A 15,044-nucleotide genomic window follows, 5' to 3' on the forward strand; every position below is an offset into this window, starting at 1 on the left:
TAGTGATAAATTACAACTTTATTTTTAAGTGTAAAGTAGGAACTAATCATCTTAAAAGCTCCAGCAAAATTTATCTATCTATTTTAGCTCACCCCAGTTTTTAGCGATATTTAGTGATGTTTTAAGTGGCACATTTAGCGTGTAAATTTCCTCCATCGTCTTTTGCGTCGCCTTGCCAAATTCTTGCGCAAACTCGTCTTTTACTTCAAAGATCAGCTCATCGTGGATCTGAAGTAGCATTTTTGCATTTTCATCTAAATTTGCTCTAACTTTTACCATAGCCATCTTGACTAGATCTGCTGCGGAGCCTTGAAAGACCGTATTTACCGCCTCGCGCTCAAACATAGCTATTTGCATAGGTGTAGCACTTTTAAAGTCAAAGTAGCGCCTTCTGCCAAGTAGCGTCTGCACAAAGCCATCATTTTTAGCTGAAATTTTTATCCCCTCTAAAAACTCTTTGATCGTCTCAAATGCCTTAAAATAGCGCTCTATATACTCTTTTGCCTCAGCTCTTGTGATATTTACTTGATTTGCCAGCTTGCTTGAGCCCATGCCATAAATGAGGCCAAAATTTATACTCTTTGCCACGGCTCTATTTTGCCCGTCACTGCTACCAAATATGCTAATAGCTGTCCTTGCGTGGATATCCTCGTCATTTTTAAACGCCTCAAGAAGCGCAGGATCACGGCTAAAGTGAGCTAGCAGTCTAAGCTCGATCTGGCTGTAGTCAAGCCCCACAAAACTATAGCCTTCGCGTGCCTCAAAGCACTCTCTGACATCCTTTGCGAGGCTGCCACGAGCTGGGATGTTTTGCAAATTTGGATTTTTACTTGAAAGCCTGCCAGTACTCGTGCCAGTTTGTAAAAAGCTCGTGTAAATTCGTGAGCCCTCGTCCTTTTTCGCAAGCGCTAAAAGCGGCTCGCAGTAGGTGCTTTGCAGTTTATATAGCTCGCGGTAAGCTAAAATTTTCTCTATCACTGGATGAGCGTCCGTAAGCTCAGCTAGCACGCTCTCATCGGTGCTATATCCTGTTTTTGTCTTCTTTTTGGTTGGAAGCTTTAGGTGCTCAAAAAGTATGACGCCAAGCTGTTTTACTGAGTTTATGTTGAAATTTTCGCCGCTTAGCTCGTAAATTTCACTTGTTAGCGCCTTTAATTTGGTGTCGTTTTCGAGGATGAGTTTTTGCATTTTGGCTTCATTTATCTTGATGCCGTTTTGCTCCATGTCAAAGAGCGTGAGGATGAAAGGAAACTCGTGTGTATCGGCAAGGGCTAGTAAATTTTTATCAAGCGTGTTTAAAAAAGTTTTATAAAATTTAAGCGTTATCCAAGCATCCTCGCTCGCGTATTTAGCGGCATTTTCTAGTGGCACATCGCCAAAAGTTTGGCCTTTTTTGACAACGTCTTCAAATTTTATCGTGTCGTAGTCATAAAGCCTTTTTGCCAGCGCATCCATGCCGACACTTGAGTTTGGGTCGCTAAGCCACGCAAGTATCATCGTGTCTTTAAAATTTGCTGGGGGATTAAGACCAAGATTGTTTTTTACGATCTCAAAGTCGTATTTCAAATTTTGCCCGATCACGCAACCTTTGTAAATTTGCCCTATCGCCCAAGTGGCAAATTTTAGGCTGATTTGCTGCGGCACACCAAGGTAGTTGTGAGCTACCGGCACGTAGTAGGCGTCCTCATCGTTAAAGCAAAAGCTAAATCCAACGATCTTTGCGCTCCTGCTATCAACGCCCGTGGTCTCGGTGTCAAAGGCAACGATGGTCTCTGGTGTGACGTTTGATAAGAGTTTTTCAATGCTAGCCTCATCAAGGAGTAAATTTGCTCTAAAGCCAAGCTTAAATTCAGCATTTTCTTCTTTTTGCAAGCTCTTAAGAAGTCTGTTTAGATCGTACTCTTTTAAAATTTCTGAGATATTTATCAGGGGATTTTGCTCTGGAAATTTAGAGTGTTCAAGATCAAATGAACTAACTGCGTCATCAAATAAAGTGGCTAGTTTTTTGCTCAAAAATGCTTCTTCTTTTGCGGCAGCAAGCATATTTTTAGTGCGCTCGTTTCTAAGAAGGGCTAAATTTTCATAAATTCCCTCTAAGCTTCCATACTCAGCCAAAAGCTTCTTAGCCCCAACTGCGCCGATACCTTTGACGCCTGGGATGTTGTCCGAGCTATCGCCTGCGATCGCTAGAAAGTCCCTGACCTGCGCTGGATAAACTCCATACTTTTCAAAGCAGCTTGCACTATCATGATCGATCTTGCTTTGCGGGCTGTAGATGCTCACTTTGCCGTCTTCTATGAGTTGGTAAAGGTCTTTATCGTGGGTGACTATTCGCACAAATATATCTTTGTCTTTGCAAAATTTAACCGCACTTGCGATGATGTCATCGGCCTCGTAGCCCTCGCGACTAAGGCTGTAAAGTCCCATTTTTTCTATCATATCTATACAAACTGGAAGTTGCTCTTTTAGCTGAGCTGGCGGCTCGTTTCTGTTTGCTTTGTAATCACCTAAAATTTCGTGACGTAAGGTCTTGCCCTTACTATCAAGAGCAAAGATGAGATAGTCGCTTTGGTATTCATCCTTGAGGCTTGCTATAAAATTTGCAAAGCCACTAATCATTCCGCTTGGTTTGCCTTCTCTGTTTTTAAGTCCGCTCATGGCGTAGTAGAGCCTAAAAAAGAAACCAAAAGTGTCAATAATCGTAAGTGTTTTCATTTTTATCCTTTGTGTAATTTTATGAAATTTAGGCAAAAAATAGGCTGATTTATAAAAATTTTTGATATTATGGCGGACATTACAAATAAAAAATCACAAAAATAAAAAGCTTTGAGGTCATGAAAAAAATAGTTTTTTTACGTATCAATCCAAACGCAGTCGGTGGTGCCGAACGCTATTTAAGAAGGCTTACCAAAGCCCTAAAAGACGTAGGTATAGAAACATCTATACGCTCATATCTAGGAGAGGCTAGGATCTCGTCATGGAAAAAGGCTTTGAGATATAACGCACAGGTAAAACGCCAGAAGCAAAGCGATGAAGTATATTTTAGCTTGGAGCGAGTGAGCTGCGCAGATATTTATAGAGCAGGGGACGGCGTGCATAAAATTTACCGTGCCACAAAGCCATTTTGGTGGGTTAATCCTCTAAATTTTGTCTATCCATATTTAGAAAAACGTTGCTTTAAAAATTCTAAAAAGATAATCGCAAATTCAAACTATATAAAAGAGCAAATCATCTCAGCTTACGGTGTCGATGAGTCAAAGATCGTTACCATTTACAACGGTATAAATTTGCCACAAAAAGTAGAAAAAGGTGAAGCAAAACTTAGCGTATGCGAAGAATTTGGACTCGATTACAATTTACCAATTGTGCTTTTTGTCGGAAATGGCTTTAAAAGAAAAGGGGCAAAGGACTTTTTGCTTCTTGTCTCAAAGCTAAAAACGCCAGTAAATGCGCTAATAGTAGGCAAAGATAAAAATTTAAATTCATATAAGAAGCTAGCAAAAAAGCTAAAGATAAAGGCATTTTTTACAGGTGAGCAAAAAATGACTGCAAAATTTTATGAAGCAAGTGATATTTTTATATTTCCAACACACTATGAGCCATTTTCAAATGTCGTTCTAGAGGCGCTTAGCTTTAAAAATATTGTCTTTACAACGGCTCAAAATGGGGCAGCTGAAATTTTAGAAAATCGTTTTATCATGCGTGAACCAAATGATGAAAGTATACTGGAGCTAGTGGAGCAGGTGCTTAATGATAATGACATGATGAGAGAGCTGCAAGAGGAGTCATTTTTACTTTCGCAAAAATTTAGTATAGAAGAAAATGCAAGCAAAACTCTTGAAATCATAAACGAAGTGCTAAATTTGGAGCAAAAGTGAGAGTTTTTATAGAGCTTCCAACTTGGCTTGGAGATGCTGTGATGGCGAGTGCAGCGGTAGAAAATTTAAGTAAAAATGCTAAAAATATTGTATTTTTTGGCTCTTATGTGGCCTGTGAGCTTTATAAATCACATCCAAAGTGTGAAAAAGTAGTCATTGACGATAGTAAAAAGCAAAGCTCAAGATATTTAAGCCTTATAAAAGTAGCTAGCAAGCTTGGAAAATTTGATATCGCTATTAGTTTTAGGAGCTCATTTGCTAGTAAATTTTTGCTATTTTTTCTAAAAGCAACACAAAAATTTTGCTTTAAAAAGAGTAGCGAGAGCTTGCATCAGGTGCAGAAATATCTAAATTTCATAAAGCAAAGCCTAAATTTAAAAGAAATTTCAAACGAACTAAAAATTTATTATGAAGCTAAAAAAAGTAAGAAAAAACTCCTCGTACTAAATCCAGGTGCTAGCTATGGAAGTGCCAAAAGGTGGTATCCGCACTATTTTGCAGAGGTTGCATTGCATTTTAAAGATGAATTTGATGTAAAGATCACTGGCTCAAAAGCTGAGCTTGAAATTTGCAATGAAATCGAGCAAATACTCTTGCAAAATGGTATGAAATGTGAAAATTTGGCTGGAAAAACGAGCATAAAAGAGCTTTGCGAGGTCATAGGTTCTATAAAAAATGGCATCTTTTTGACAAACGATAGTGGTCCTATGCATATCGCAGCTGCTTATAAAGTGCCGCTTGTGGCTCTTTTTGGACCGACTAAATTTAAAGAGACTAGCCCATGGCAAGATGAGAGTGCAAAGATAGTGCATTTAAATTTAGAGTGTATGTCATGCATGAAGCGAGTGTGTCCTATAAAGACACATGCCTGTATGAAGGAGCTTACGCCAAAAATGGTTATTGCTGAAATAGAGCTGCTAAGAAAAAAATTAAATTTTTGAAATTCTAAACATAATTAAATATATACATACAAAATTAAAAATTTTTAGTTTTTATTTGATTACATTTTTACTAAAAATTTGACATTGGTTATCAATATAGCTATAATCACGCAAAAATTTTTACTAAGAAGGTATTATGGAGCTAATTAAACATCACGTTGATCATGTAATTATTGCGATTTTAGGCATTATGAGTTTTTTTGTACTTTGGTATACGATTGAGCGTATTATTTTTTATTCACGCGTTGATATAAAAGGCTATAAAAGTATAGAATCGCTTGAAGAGGCACTAACCAAAAATTTAACCGCGCTTTACATTATCTACTCAAATGCACCATATGTAGGACTTCTTGGTACAGTTGCTGGCATTATGATCACATTTTATGATATGGGTATGGCAGGCGGAATCGATACTAAAAGCATAATGGTCGGCCTCTCTCTTGCGCTAAAAGCAACTGCTTTTGGACTACTTGTGGCGATACCAACTTTGATGATTTACAATGGTTTTGTTAGAAAAGTAGATGTAATGCTAAATAGATACAAGGCTGAAAATGCGTCTAAATAAAAAAGATGGGTTAAATATTGTCCCATTTATTGATATTATGCTTGTTTTGCTTGCTATCGTGCTTAGCATCTCGACTTTTATTGCTCAAGGTAAGATAGCTATTGATCTTCCAAGCGCAAACAGTGCCGAGCAAAGTAAAGAGGACGATAAAAAGGTAAGCGTAGTAATTGATAAGGATAATAAATTTTTTATAGATGATGTAGAAATTTCTGAGAACGAACTCAAAGATAAGCTAAATGCGGTTGATATAAAGACATTAATCGAACTAAAAAGCGATAAAAATTCGAAATTTGATAGCTTTGTCAAAGTAATTGATATATTAAAAGAGAGGGGCCACGAAAATTTTGCAATCCAAACAATCTCTGAATAAAATTTCAAATTACAGTGGCTTAGCTGTTTCGCTTATAGTGCATGGAGCAGCAGTATATTTTTTGCTTTCACATAATTTTGATGAGATAAAAATAGGTGAGCAAAAACCGATAAAAATAGCTCTTAATTCATTTACTCCAGTGCCACAAGTCTCAGCACCTCAAATAGCGGAGCAAATGCTTATCCCAGAGCCAACTCCACCAGCTCCACCGCCACCACCAGAGCCACCAAAACCTGAGCCAAAGCCAGAACCAAAACCTGAACCTAAAAAGGTGGAGAAACCAAAGCGTGAAATAAAAAAGGTAGAGCCTAAAAAAGAGAAAAAAATAGAGCCTAAGCCTGAACCGGTAATTGCTCAGCCAGTGCAGCCTATTGTACCGCCAGCTAGTGTAAATACAAATTTACCAGCCAATAACAAGTCTATTGCTGCAGCTCCAGTTCAAAGTGTAACACCTGAGCTAAATTTATCAAATTCGCAAGGTGATGAAGATTTTACGAAGGTTACAATCGCAGTTAAGAGGCATAAAAGTTACCCAAATAATGCAAAGCGTATGAAGCATCAAGGTATTGTAGAAGTTAGATTTTTACTCAAGCAAGACGGCAGCATAGATGAACTTAAAGTTAGTAAAAGCTCTGGTTTTGAGTCGCTTGATAATGCTGCTTTAGAAAATATTCAAAGAGCAAGCTCTGAGTTTCCAAAGCCTAAGCAAGATTGTTATCTGCGCTTTCCTATTTTGTTTCGTATACATTAAAATAAATTACAAGCTTACTTAAGCTCGTAATTTATTAGAATTTCTTTTTATATTTCAAGTCAAAATAGAAAAACATAGCTTATTTTATTTAAAAAAGTGTGTATTTTAAACTTGCTTTAAATATTAAACATGTATAATCTGACTTTCTTTAACGGGTGGTTGGATAGCTCAGTCGGTAGAGCAGCAGACTGAAAATCTGCGTGTCGGCAGTTCGATTCTGCCTCTAACCACCATTAACCTTTCCTTAAACATCAATCATTTTTCTCTTAGTTCTATTAAATTTCGTATTTACAAGACTTCTAGGTTATTTATAAAATTTAAATAAATTTTTATTATTAATAAATTTAAAATATAACAATACTATTTTTATCTTATATATTCTAAGACAAATAAAATATTCAAGATCAAATAAAAAATTTGTAAGAGATAATCTTATAAATTTTTATCCTAAATAAGCTTTTTAATCAAAATATTATATTTATATCAAGTTATCCTTAAAATATAAGTTTAATCTAAATCCATAAGAGATATAATCTTGGTTAAATTTATATTAACTCAGGAGGTTTCATGGATTTTCTCATGAATTTAAGTGAAGGCATGCAGTTTGCTATCCAGCTTCTCATCGTCCTTATCTGTTTGTTCTACGGGGCTAAAAAAGGCGGTATCGCGCTTGGTATGCTAGGTGGTATCGGTCTTATAGTTCTTGTTTTTGGATTTAACATCGAGCCTGGTAAGCCAGCTATTGATGTTATGCTAACTATCCTTGCTGTCGTTGTGGCAAGTGCTACACTTCAAGCTAGTGGCGGTCTTGATGTCATGCTTCAAATAGCAGAAACCATACTTAGAAAAAATCCAAAATATGTAAGTATCTTAGCTCCATTTGTAACATGTACGCTTACTATTTTATGCGGCACTGGACACGTTGTTTATACTGTGCTTCCTATCGTTTATGACATTGCTATCAAAAATGGTATCCGCCCAGAGCGACCAATGGCAGCAAGCTCAATAGCTTCACAAATGGGCATCATAGCTAGCCCAGTTTCAGTTGCTGTTGTAACTCTTACAAGCTTTCTTATTAATGCTAAAACTCACCTAGCTGGCTTTGATGGGTATTTGGATCTTTTAAAGATTACGATTCCATCAACATTTTGTGGCGTTTTAGCAGTAGGAATTTTTAGCTGGTTTAGAGGCAAAGATCTTGATAAAGACGAAGTCTTTCAAGCAAAGCTTCAAGATCCTGAGTTTAAAAAATATGTTTATGGTGATAGTGCGACGCTTTTAGGCAAAAAGCTTCCTGGCTATCAATGGGCTGCAATGTGGATATTTTTAGGCTCTATCCTTGTAGTTGCGCTTCTTGGATATTTTAAAGATCTTCGTCCAAGCTGGACTACTTACAAAGACGCAACAGTCGTTCAAGTAATAGCCAACCTCCCAACTGAGCAAAAAGTTTTAAAAACCTTAAAAATAAAAGACGCTAGCATCCAAACAGAGGCAGCTGAGCTAAAAGTAGCAAACGATAAGCTAAATGCCAATCAAAAAGCTCAATCAGTCAAAATCATCGGCAAAGATGCAAATCAAACTCTTACTCGCACAGCTGATGGTGCAGTAACATACATAAATGAAAAAGGCGCAAAAGAAGAATTCCAAGGTGCTTACATCAATATAAGTAACAAACAAGCGTCTTCAAAGAGCCTAAGCATGGTTCATGTTATCCAAATTTTCATGCTTTTAACTGGCGCTATCATCTTAATCTTTACACCAACAGATGCTAGCAAGATCGGCAAAAACGAGATATTTAGATCAGGTATGATCGCTCTTGTTGCAGTTTTTGGTATCTCTTGGATGGCTGAGACTATGTTTGCAGTGCACACTCCTATGATGAAAGAGGCGCTAGGAAGCATCGTAAAAGAGCACCCTTGGACTTATGCGGTTATGCTTTTGATTATCTCAAAATTTGTAAATTCTCAAGCTGCAGCCTTGGTTGCGTTTGTGCCATTAGCATTAAATATCGATGTTAATCCTGCTATCATTCTAGCCTTTGCGCCAGCTTGCTACGGATACTACATCCTACCAACATATCCAAGCGACCTTGCAGCTATTCAGTTTGATAGAAGCGGTACGACACATATTGGTAAATTTGTTATCAATCACAGCTTTATCATTCCGGGTCTCATTGGTGTTATATCCTCTTGTATATTTGGCTATATTTTTGCAACTGCTTTTGGATATCTATAATAGATAAATTCTCTTGCTGCTAGTAATTTCTAGTGGCAAGAGCAGCATTTATCAAAGCTTATCTTTAAATTTTTGTTTATTGCTCATATAAACGAAGCTTAGCACTTCGGCTACGGCCCTAAAAAGATGTGCCGGTATCGTATCATCGACTTCACAAATTTTATAAAGCTCTCTTGCGAGTGGTGGATTTTCATAAATTTGCACACCATTTTCAACGGCTATTTTTTTGATTTGCAGTGCTAAAAAATCAACACCTTTTGCAAGTATTATCGGTGCTTCGTCACGACTTTTATCATATCTTATTGCCACGGCGTAGTGAGTAGGGTTTGTGATGACTACGTCAGCTTGTGGGATATTTTGCATCATTCGACGCTTGGCTGCACGCATTTGCGCTTGACGAATTCTGCCTTTTACCTGAGGATCTCCTTCCATTTGCTTATACTCATCTTTTATCTCTTGCTTGCTCATACGAAGGTCTTTAAAGTATTGAAAACGCACGATGAGAAGGTCGATAAGTCCGATCACGAAAAGTATAAAAAGCATAACGCTAACTAGGATAATGAGCTTTTCTTTTAGCCAAGCAAGCTGATCAAACATAGAAAAAAAGAGCGTGTGTGGCAGCTCCTTTATAAACTGCAAGAAAAAATAAAATCCAACACCAAAGACGATGCTAACTTTTAGCACGATTTTAATGCTATCTATCACTTTTTTCATCGAGAATAAATTTTTTAGCCCTTTTAGCGGGTTTATCTTGCCAAAATTTGGCATTATAGGTTTTGTGGTAAAGATAAATCCAAACTGCATTACATTTGCAATGACACCAGCGATCGCTACGCAGATACAAACTGGAAGTATCATAAGAAGCGACCTTGCAAAGGTATTTACGACGATCATTTTTACAGTTGGCAAGGTAAGTGGCTGACCGATAAATTTTGAGTAGTAGATATAAAGTGAGATGATCTGTTCTTTCATAAAATTTAGCATCGCAAGCAGTACACCAATAGCGATGACAAGGGTCACGAACCCGGCTAGATCCTGACTTTTGGGAACGTTACCATCCTTTTTGGCATCCTCTATCTTTTTTGGGGTCGCTTCTTCGGTTTTTTCCTGATCTTCGCCTGCCATCTTTATCCCATACTTGCTTAAATTTGGGGCGATTATAGCCAAAATGCGGTTAAACTATCCGCTAAAGCCACCTTTTGCACGTGAAAATTAGGTGTTTTTGGCTAAAATTAGCAAAAATAAGGGGCAAACAAAATGTCATTTTTAGAAAGCTTATTTAACTTTTTCAAAACCAAAAAACCACCAAAAAGCGATGAAGAGCTACTTTTAGACGAGTATGCAAGCATTTACGACCAAATAAAAGAGAAAAATTTAAACGAATACGACTTTTTATGTGAGCTCATACGATTACTCTCTTTTTCAAGAGCTAGATGCTACGACATTTATCTTGAAAAGTGCCTAGCTGATGGCGATGCCGAGAGGCTAAATGATCTCATTTTTCAATACGCTAAGCTAAATTTACTCCCAGGATGCAGCGGTGGATATGACCAGTGCGAGAGGCTCATACCGGCATTTTTTGCTATCGCTTGTGGCGACACAGATAGTATGGCAAGCATCTTTCCAAAAGGCCTGCCACCTAGCAAAAACGGCTATAAATTTCTATGTGTCATGGATGATTTGCTCACGGCGATGCTTTGGCAAGATGAAAATTTACTCGCCCCTGCCCTAGAAAAAGCTCGCACTTTTGCAGATTCCAAAAAGCCAGCAAACGAAAGAGAGGCGGTTAAATTTGTGCTTGCCTTGCATGAAAAAGATGTGGCTGCTATGAGCGAGCATTTGCAGAAATTTTGCTCCACTTTTGGCAGGACAGATGCACCTAAATTTGAAAAACGACTTTATATTTTTGCGCATGGACTTCACGCCTTAGCGCGCTACTTTTTGCCATTTGAGCTTTTTAAAGAGATAAAACTACCAAAAAATGAAAATTTCAGTAAATTTTACGCAAAGAGGCTCTTTCAAAATGAAATTCCCAAGCCAAAACTCTATTTTGTTTTGCCGCCTGAATTTAAACTGATAAATGTGATCTTAAGCGCACCAGTAGCCAAAACTCTGATATATCAGCCTTATTTGCCAAATGATAAGACATTTTTTCTGGATCACGATGCGATGATTAAAAATTTAGCCGACGAGATCATAAAATCAGGGGTATTAAAGTAGAATTTATAAACTTTTGGCTAACATTCACACCTTACAACCAATAAAGCTCCATAAATCTTTTTCAAAAAAGTGCTTTTTGGTCTTACCAAATTTTAGAAAGGTAGAGTATGTCAAAATACGCTATATTTAAGCATGGCGGTAAGCAATATCGTGTTAGCGAGGGCGAGTACCTTAAGCTAGACCACTTTAGTGCTGAAGCTAAATCAACCGTTGAGATTACAGAAGTTTTAGCTGTAAATGACGGCGAAGTAAAGGTAGGTGCGCCATTTGTGAAGGGTGCAAAAGTTGTTCTTGAGGTCGTTAATGAAGGCAAAGACAAAAAAGTAGTTATCTACAAAAAACGCAGACGTAAAGACTCAAAACTAAAACGCGGCTTTAGAAGACAATTTACACGTGTAAAAGTCGTAAGTATCACAGCTTAAGGAGATAAAGATATGGCACACAAAAAAGGTCAGGGTTCAACCCAAAATAACCGTGATAGTATCGGACGCCGATTAGGTGTTAAAAAATTTGGTGGTGAGTTCGTTCGTGCTGGAAATATAATAATCCGCCAAAGAGGAACAGCAACTCACGCTGGAAATAACGTAGGTCTTGGCAAAGATCACACTATTTTTGCTTTAGTCGATGGCTTTGTAAAATTTGAAAGACTTGATAAAAACAGAAAAAAAGTATCTGTTTATCCAGCTGCATAATCCCAGGGGCAATCGCCCCTTTCTTTCTTAAAATTATTCAAAAATCAAAATTTTTATTTAGTGTTTAGAATTTTTTAAATAGCTGTTTGAGAGAAATTTTAAATCAACCATAACTTTATATTTTAGGCTTCATGCTGATTGTCTTTGCTTTATTTTAGACAAGATATCACGATTTAATTTCAGTAAAGTTGGATATAATCCAAATAAAAAATTTAAGGTAAAAAATGTTTATAGATAGTGCAAGATTAACTCTAAGTTCGGGGCATGGTGGAGCTGGAGCTGTGAGTTTTCGCCGTGAAAAACACGTCATTTTAGGTGGTCCTGATGGCGGAGATGGCGGAGATGGCGGAGATGTTTATTTTGTTTGTGACAACAATACCCATACTTTAGCAAATTATAAGGGTAAAAGAGCCATGAAAGCTGGTAATGGTGAAGCTGGCATGGGCAAGCGAATGACTGGCAAAAAGGGCGAAAATTTAGAACTCATAGTTCCTCCTGGTACAGCTGTTTATGATGCGCAGACAAATGAACTACTCTGTGATATAGTTAGCGAGGGTCAAAAGACGCTATTTTTAAAGGGTGGTAAAGGCGGACTTGGAAATTTCCACTTTAAAAGCTCTATCAACCAAGCTCCAGAATACGCTCAAAAGGGCATGCCAGAAGAGAGCGTAGAGGTCAGGCTCGAGCTAAAACTGATAGCTGACGTGGGACTTGTTGGCTTTCCAAATGTCGGCAAATCAACCCTCATCTCAGCCGTTTCAAACGCCAAACCACAGATCGCAAACTACGAATTTACTACGCTTACGCCAAAGCTCGGACTTGTCGAGGTCGATGAGTTTAGCGGCTTTGTCATGGCTGACATCCCTGGCATCATCGAGGGAGCGAGCGACGGACGCGGTCTTGGCGTGCAGTTTCTAAAGCACATCGAGAGAAATAAAATTTTGCTTTTTATGATAGATAGTGCGAACTACAGAAGCATGAGCGAGCAGTTTAGCGTGCTAAAAGAGGAGGTCGCTAAATTTTCAAGTGTGCTTGCTAGCAGGGACTATGCGGTCGCTATAACGAGAGTCGATGCGGCTGAAAATTTAGATGAAAATATAAAAGAATTTATGAAAAGTATAAATTTAGAGCCAAATCAAGTTGGTAAATTTGTATATAAGCAAGACCTATACAGCTTTGACGCGAAAAAGCCATACTTTGTTTTGCCAATCTCATCAGCGACAAACGAGAATATAGACGAGCTTAAATTTGCACTGCTTGAGCTGCTTAAAAAGGAGCTTTGAGTTGCGAATTTTTGGCACTTTGAACTTAGAAATTTAAGAAGATAAAATGAAGAAAATTTTTTGCATTATGCTATTTTGCCTTAGCGCATATAGCTGCGAGCCAGCGGATCCGGCGTATATGTTTTTAGATTTTAATGACATAGATCGCGACGGCATGCTAAATTTAGATGAGTGGAGAGCATGTAAGGCGCCATCAGCGCTAAAAATAGCACCAGATCTATGCACTAGTGAGGAATTTAAGAGCTTAGATACCGATCAAAATGGCAAAATTAGCGTTGATGAGCTAAGAAGTTTAGTCTTTCAAAAGATTAGCTGGCAGAAATATCCATGCGCCTCTTGGCCGCCAAGTAGGCAAAATGCAGATCAAAATAAAAGTCGTTGAAATTTAAAGGAAAGTGATGAATGTAGTTTTTATGGGGACGCCTGATTATGCCGTTAGGATACTTAGACATTTAAAAGAGGCTGGATTTAACATAAAAGCGGTCTTTACCCAGCCTGATAAGCCAGTTGGCAGAAAGCAAATTTTAACCCCAAGCGAGGTTAAAATTTACGCACAAAATGAGCTAGGAGGCGTGCCAGTTTTTACACCAAATACGCTAAAAGATGAGGCAGTGGTTGCCGAGCTAAAGGCATTTGAACCTAAATTTATCGTAGTGGCAGCTTATGGCAAAATTTTGCCACAAAGTGTGCTTGACGTGGCGACTTGTATAAATTTACACGCTTCTATCTTGCCAAAATATAGAGGTGCTAGCCCCATTCAAAGCGCGATCCTAGCAGGCGAGAAGCAAACTGGCGTCACAGCTATGCTAATGGACGCTGGCCTTGACACTGGCGATATGCTAGACTTCATCTACACGCCTTGCGAGAGTAAGATGTCAAGCGAGCTTTTTAGTGAGCTAGGCGAGCTTGGTGGTGAGCTAATCGTAAAAGTGCTTAAAAATTTTGAAAATTTAAAGCCACAAAAGCAAGACGACGCGCAGGCCACGCACTGCAAAAAGATAAGCAAGAGCAACGGACTTTTTAGCTTTGACGAAGAGGCGTGGCAAATTTATAATAAATTTCGGGCGCTCACACCTTGGCCAGGGCTTTATCTGGCAAACGGGCTAAAAATTTTATCGCTTGAGCTAAGCGACAAAAGTGGCAAAAGCGGAGAAATTTTAAGCGTAGAAAAGGACCACGTCGTGGTTGCTTGCAAGGGTGGGTCGGTCAAAATTTATGAGCTTCAAGAGCCAAGCAAAAAGCCAACAAACGCAAAAGCATATATAAATGGTAAGCGCCTTAGCGTTGGCGATGAATTAAAATAAATTTAAAGGAGCGGTTATGAAAAATGCGTTAAGTATAGCAGGTGTTGATCCAAGTGGCGGAGCTGGAGTTTTAGCTGATATAAAGGTCTTTATAGCACACGGCGTATATGCGATGGGAGCGATCACAGCGGTCACTGCTCAAAATACAAAGGGCATCTTTGGCATGCAGCTAGTTGAACCAAAGCTCATCGAGGATCAGATCAAAGCGATATTTGATGATATAAGAGTTGATGTGATAAAAATAGGCGTTGTCCCAAGCGTTGAGATCATCAAAAGTGTCGCAAAAACGCTAAGAGAGATCAAAAATTTACCGCCAGTCGTGCTTGACCCAGTCATGAGCTGTAAAAATGGCGACATCTGGCTAGAGGGCGCTGCAAAAGACGCGATCGTGGAGGAGCTTTTCCCGCTTGCAAGCGTGATCACGCCAAATATCTTTGAAGCGCGCGAAATTTTAAAGCGTGAGCTAAAAGGCGAGGGCGAGCTAAAAGAGGCTTGCAAGGAGCTTTTGAAATTTGGCACAAAGAGCGTCTATCTAAAATGTGGCGAGCTTAATGGCAAGTCGCTTGATATATTTTATGATGGCAAAGAGTATGAAATTTTTAGCGATGAGCGCATAAAAACGACTGCGACACACGGCTCAGGCTGCTCGCTATCAAGCGCGATCGCTTCAAATTTAGCAAATGGACATAGTCTAAAAGAAAGCGTGAAAAATGCGCATGATTATATCTTTAACGCTATCAAAAACGCGGTCATCATCGGCGGCGGACAAAATCCGGTAAATCACTTCTATAAATTTAAGGTGTGA

The 15,044-nt window shown here is 38.5% G+C and carries 15 protein-coding genes and 1 tRNA gene; 14 read left to right on the top strand and 2 right to left on the bottom strand.

Going from position 1 to position 15,044, the window contains the following annotated elements:
- Positions 1–78: 78 nt before the first annotated feature.
- Complete coding sequence (polA, locus tag G6W45_RS00920) at positions 79–2,715, bottom strand: DNA polymerase I (RefSeq protein WP_194167218.1); 2,637 nt, start codon at positions 2,713–2,715, stop codon at positions 79–81.
- Between the two features lie 119 nt (positions 2,716–2,834).
- Between polA and G6W45_RS00925 the strand changes: the two genes are divergently transcribed.
- From G6W45_RS00925 to G6W45_RS00955, 7 genes are all read left to right on the top strand, one after another.
- Positions 2,835–3,878 (top strand): glycosyltransferase family 4 protein, encoded by a 1,044-nt coding sequence (locus G6W45_RS00925; RefSeq protein ID WP_194167219.1) that lies wholly within the window; start codon positions 2,835–2,837, stop codon positions 3,876–3,878.
- Positions 3,875–4,819, top strand: coding sequence for a lipopolysaccharide heptosyltransferase II (gene waaF, locus G6W45_RS00930; protein WP_194167220.1), 945 nt, complete (start codon positions 3,875–3,877; stop codon positions 4,817–4,819). Before G6W45_RS00925 ends, waaF begins: the two co-directional genes overlap by 4 nt.
- 136 nt (positions 4,820–4,955) lie before the next feature.
- Entirely contained in the window at positions 4,956–5,384 is a 429-nt protein-coding gene (exbB, locus tag G6W45_RS00935) for a TonB-system energizer ExbB (RefSeq protein ID WP_194167221.1), read from the top strand.
- Entirely contained in the window at positions 5,371–5,754 is a 384-nt protein-coding gene (gene exbD / locus G6W45_RS00940; RefSeq protein ID WP_194167222.1) for a TonB system transport protein ExbD, read from the top strand. The genes exbB and exbD overlap by 14 nt, the downstream gene beginning before the upstream one ends.
- A 61-nt stretch (positions 5,755–5,815) precedes the next feature.
- Positions 5,816–6,505 (top strand): energy transducer TonB, encoded by a 690-nt coding sequence (locus G6W45_RS00945; protein WP_242039018.1) that lies wholly within the window; start codon positions 5,816–5,818, stop codon positions 6,503–6,505.
- A 157-nt stretch (positions 6,506–6,662) separates the two neighbouring features.
- Positions 6,663–6,738, top strand: a tRNA-Phe gene (locus G6W45_RS00950).
- Between the two features lie 334 nt (positions 6,739–7,072).
- Complete coding sequence (locus tag G6W45_RS00955) at positions 7,073–8,740, top strand: anaerobic C4-dicarboxylate transporter (protein WP_072593834.1); 1,668 nt, start codon at positions 7,073–7,075, stop codon at positions 8,738–8,740.
- Between the two features lie 51 nt (positions 8,741–8,791).
- Here the strand turns inward: G6W45_RS00955 and flhB are convergent, their stop codons facing one another.
- Positions 8,792–9,865, bottom strand: coding sequence for a flagellar biosynthesis protein FlhB (flhB, locus tag G6W45_RS00960; protein WP_035167257.1), 1,074 nt, complete (start codon positions 9,863–9,865; stop codon positions 8,792–8,794).
- Between the two features lie 132 nt (positions 9,866–9,997).
- Between flhB and G6W45_RS00965 the strand changes: the two genes are divergently transcribed.
- From G6W45_RS00965 to thiD, 7 genes are all read left to right on the top strand, one after another.
- Positions 9,998–10,960, top strand: a complete 963-nt coding sequence (locus tag G6W45_RS00965) for a hypothetical protein (protein ID WP_194167223.1) — start codon at positions 9,998–10,000, stop codon at positions 10,958–10,960.
- Positions 10,961–11,067: 107 nt separating this feature from the next.
- Positions 11,068–11,382: a 50S ribosomal protein L21 gene (gene rplU / locus G6W45_RS00970; protein ID WP_194167224.1), complete on the top strand. Its 315-nt coding sequence runs from the start codon at positions 11,068–11,070 to the stop codon at positions 11,380–11,382.
- A gap of 12 nt (positions 11,383–11,394) precedes the next feature.
- Positions 11,395–11,652, top strand: a complete 258-nt coding sequence (rpmA, locus tag G6W45_RS00975; protein ID WP_002942569.1) for a 50S ribosomal protein L27 — start codon at positions 11,395–11,397, stop codon at positions 11,650–11,652.
- Positions 11,653–11,876: 224 nt separating this feature from the next.
- The gene (gene obgE / locus G6W45_RS00980; RefSeq protein WP_194167225.1) at positions 11,877–12,935 is read left to right on the top strand and encodes a GTPase ObgE; all 1,059 of its coding nucleotides are present in this window, start codon (positions 11,877–11,879) and stop codon (positions 12,933–12,935) included.
- 46 nt (positions 12,936–12,981) lie between these two features.
- Positions 12,982–13,317: an EF-hand domain-containing protein gene (locus G6W45_RS00985; RefSeq protein WP_194167226.1), complete on the top strand. Its 336-nt coding sequence runs from the start codon at positions 12,982–12,984 to the stop codon at positions 13,315–13,317.
- 16 nt (positions 13,318–13,333) lie between these two features.
- Positions 13,334–14,239 carry a methionyl-tRNA formyltransferase gene (gene fmt, locus G6W45_RS00990; protein WP_194167227.1) on the top strand — a complete coding sequence of 302 codons (906 nt, stop codon included), beginning with the start codon at positions 13,334–13,336 and terminating at the stop codon, positions 14,237–14,239.
- A gap of 16 nt (positions 14,240–14,255) precedes the next feature.
- Positions 14,256–15,044, top strand: coding sequence for a bifunctional hydroxymethylpyrimidine kinase/phosphomethylpyrimidine kinase (gene thiD, locus G6W45_RS00995; protein WP_194167228.1), 789 nt, complete (start codon positions 14,256–14,258; stop codon positions 15,042–15,044).

The sequence above is a fragment of the Campylobacter concisus genome, from assembly GCF_015229955.1.
Taxonomy (GTDB): Bacteria; Campylobacterota; Campylobacteria; order Campylobacterales; family Campylobacteraceae; genus Campylobacter_A; species Campylobacter_A concisus_AT.

Bases quoted from the DNA above. Each gene is read 5' to 3' on its own strand.
- flhB (WP_035167257.1), bottom strand. From the start codon at position 9,865: ATGGCAGGCGAAGATCAGGAAAAAACCGAAGAAGCGACCCCAAAAAAG.
- G6W45_RS00965 (WP_194167223.1), top strand. From the start codon at position 9,998: ATGTCATTTTTAGAAAGCTTATTTAACTTTTTCAAAACCAAAAAACCA.
- G6W45_RS00985 (WP_194167226.1), top strand. From the start codon at position 12,982: ATGAAGAAAATTTTTTGCATTATGCTATTTTGCCTTAGCGCATATAGC.
- obgE (WP_194167225.1), top strand. From the start codon at position 11,877: ATGTTTATAGATAGTGCAAGATTAACTCTAAGTTCGGGGCATGGTGGA.
- exbB (WP_194167221.1), top strand. From the start codon at position 4,956: ATGGAGCTAATTAAACATCACGTTGATCATGTAATTATTGCGATTTTA.
- fmt (WP_194167227.1), top strand. From the start codon at position 13,334: ATGAATGTAGTTTTTATGGGGACGCCTGATTATGCCGTTAGGATACTT.
- G6W45_RS00955 (WP_072593834.1), top strand. From the start codon at position 7,073: ATGGATTTTCTCATGAATTTAAGTGAAGGCATGCAGTTTGCTATCCAG.
- G6W45_RS00925 (WP_194167219.1), top strand. From the start codon at position 2,835: ATGAAAAAAATAGTTTTTTTACGTATCAATCCAAACGCAGTCGGTGGT.
- exbD (WP_194167222.1), top strand. From the start codon at position 5,371: ATGCGTCTAAATAAAAAAGATGGGTTAAATATTGTCCCATTTATTGAT.
- polA (WP_194167218.1), bottom strand. From the start codon at position 2,715: ATGAAAACACTTACGATTATTGACACTTTTGGTTTCTTTTTTAGGCTC.
- rplU (WP_194167224.1), top strand. From the start codon at position 11,068: ATGTCAAAATACGCTATATTTAAGCATGGCGGTAAGCAATATCGTGTT.
- thiD (WP_194167228.1), top strand. From the start codon at position 14,256: ATGAAAAATGCGTTAAGTATAGCAGGTGTTGATCCAAGTGGCGGAGCT.
- rpmA (WP_002942569.1), top strand. From the start codon at position 11,395: ATGGCACACAAAAAAGGTCAGGGTTCAACCCAAAATAACCGTGATAGT.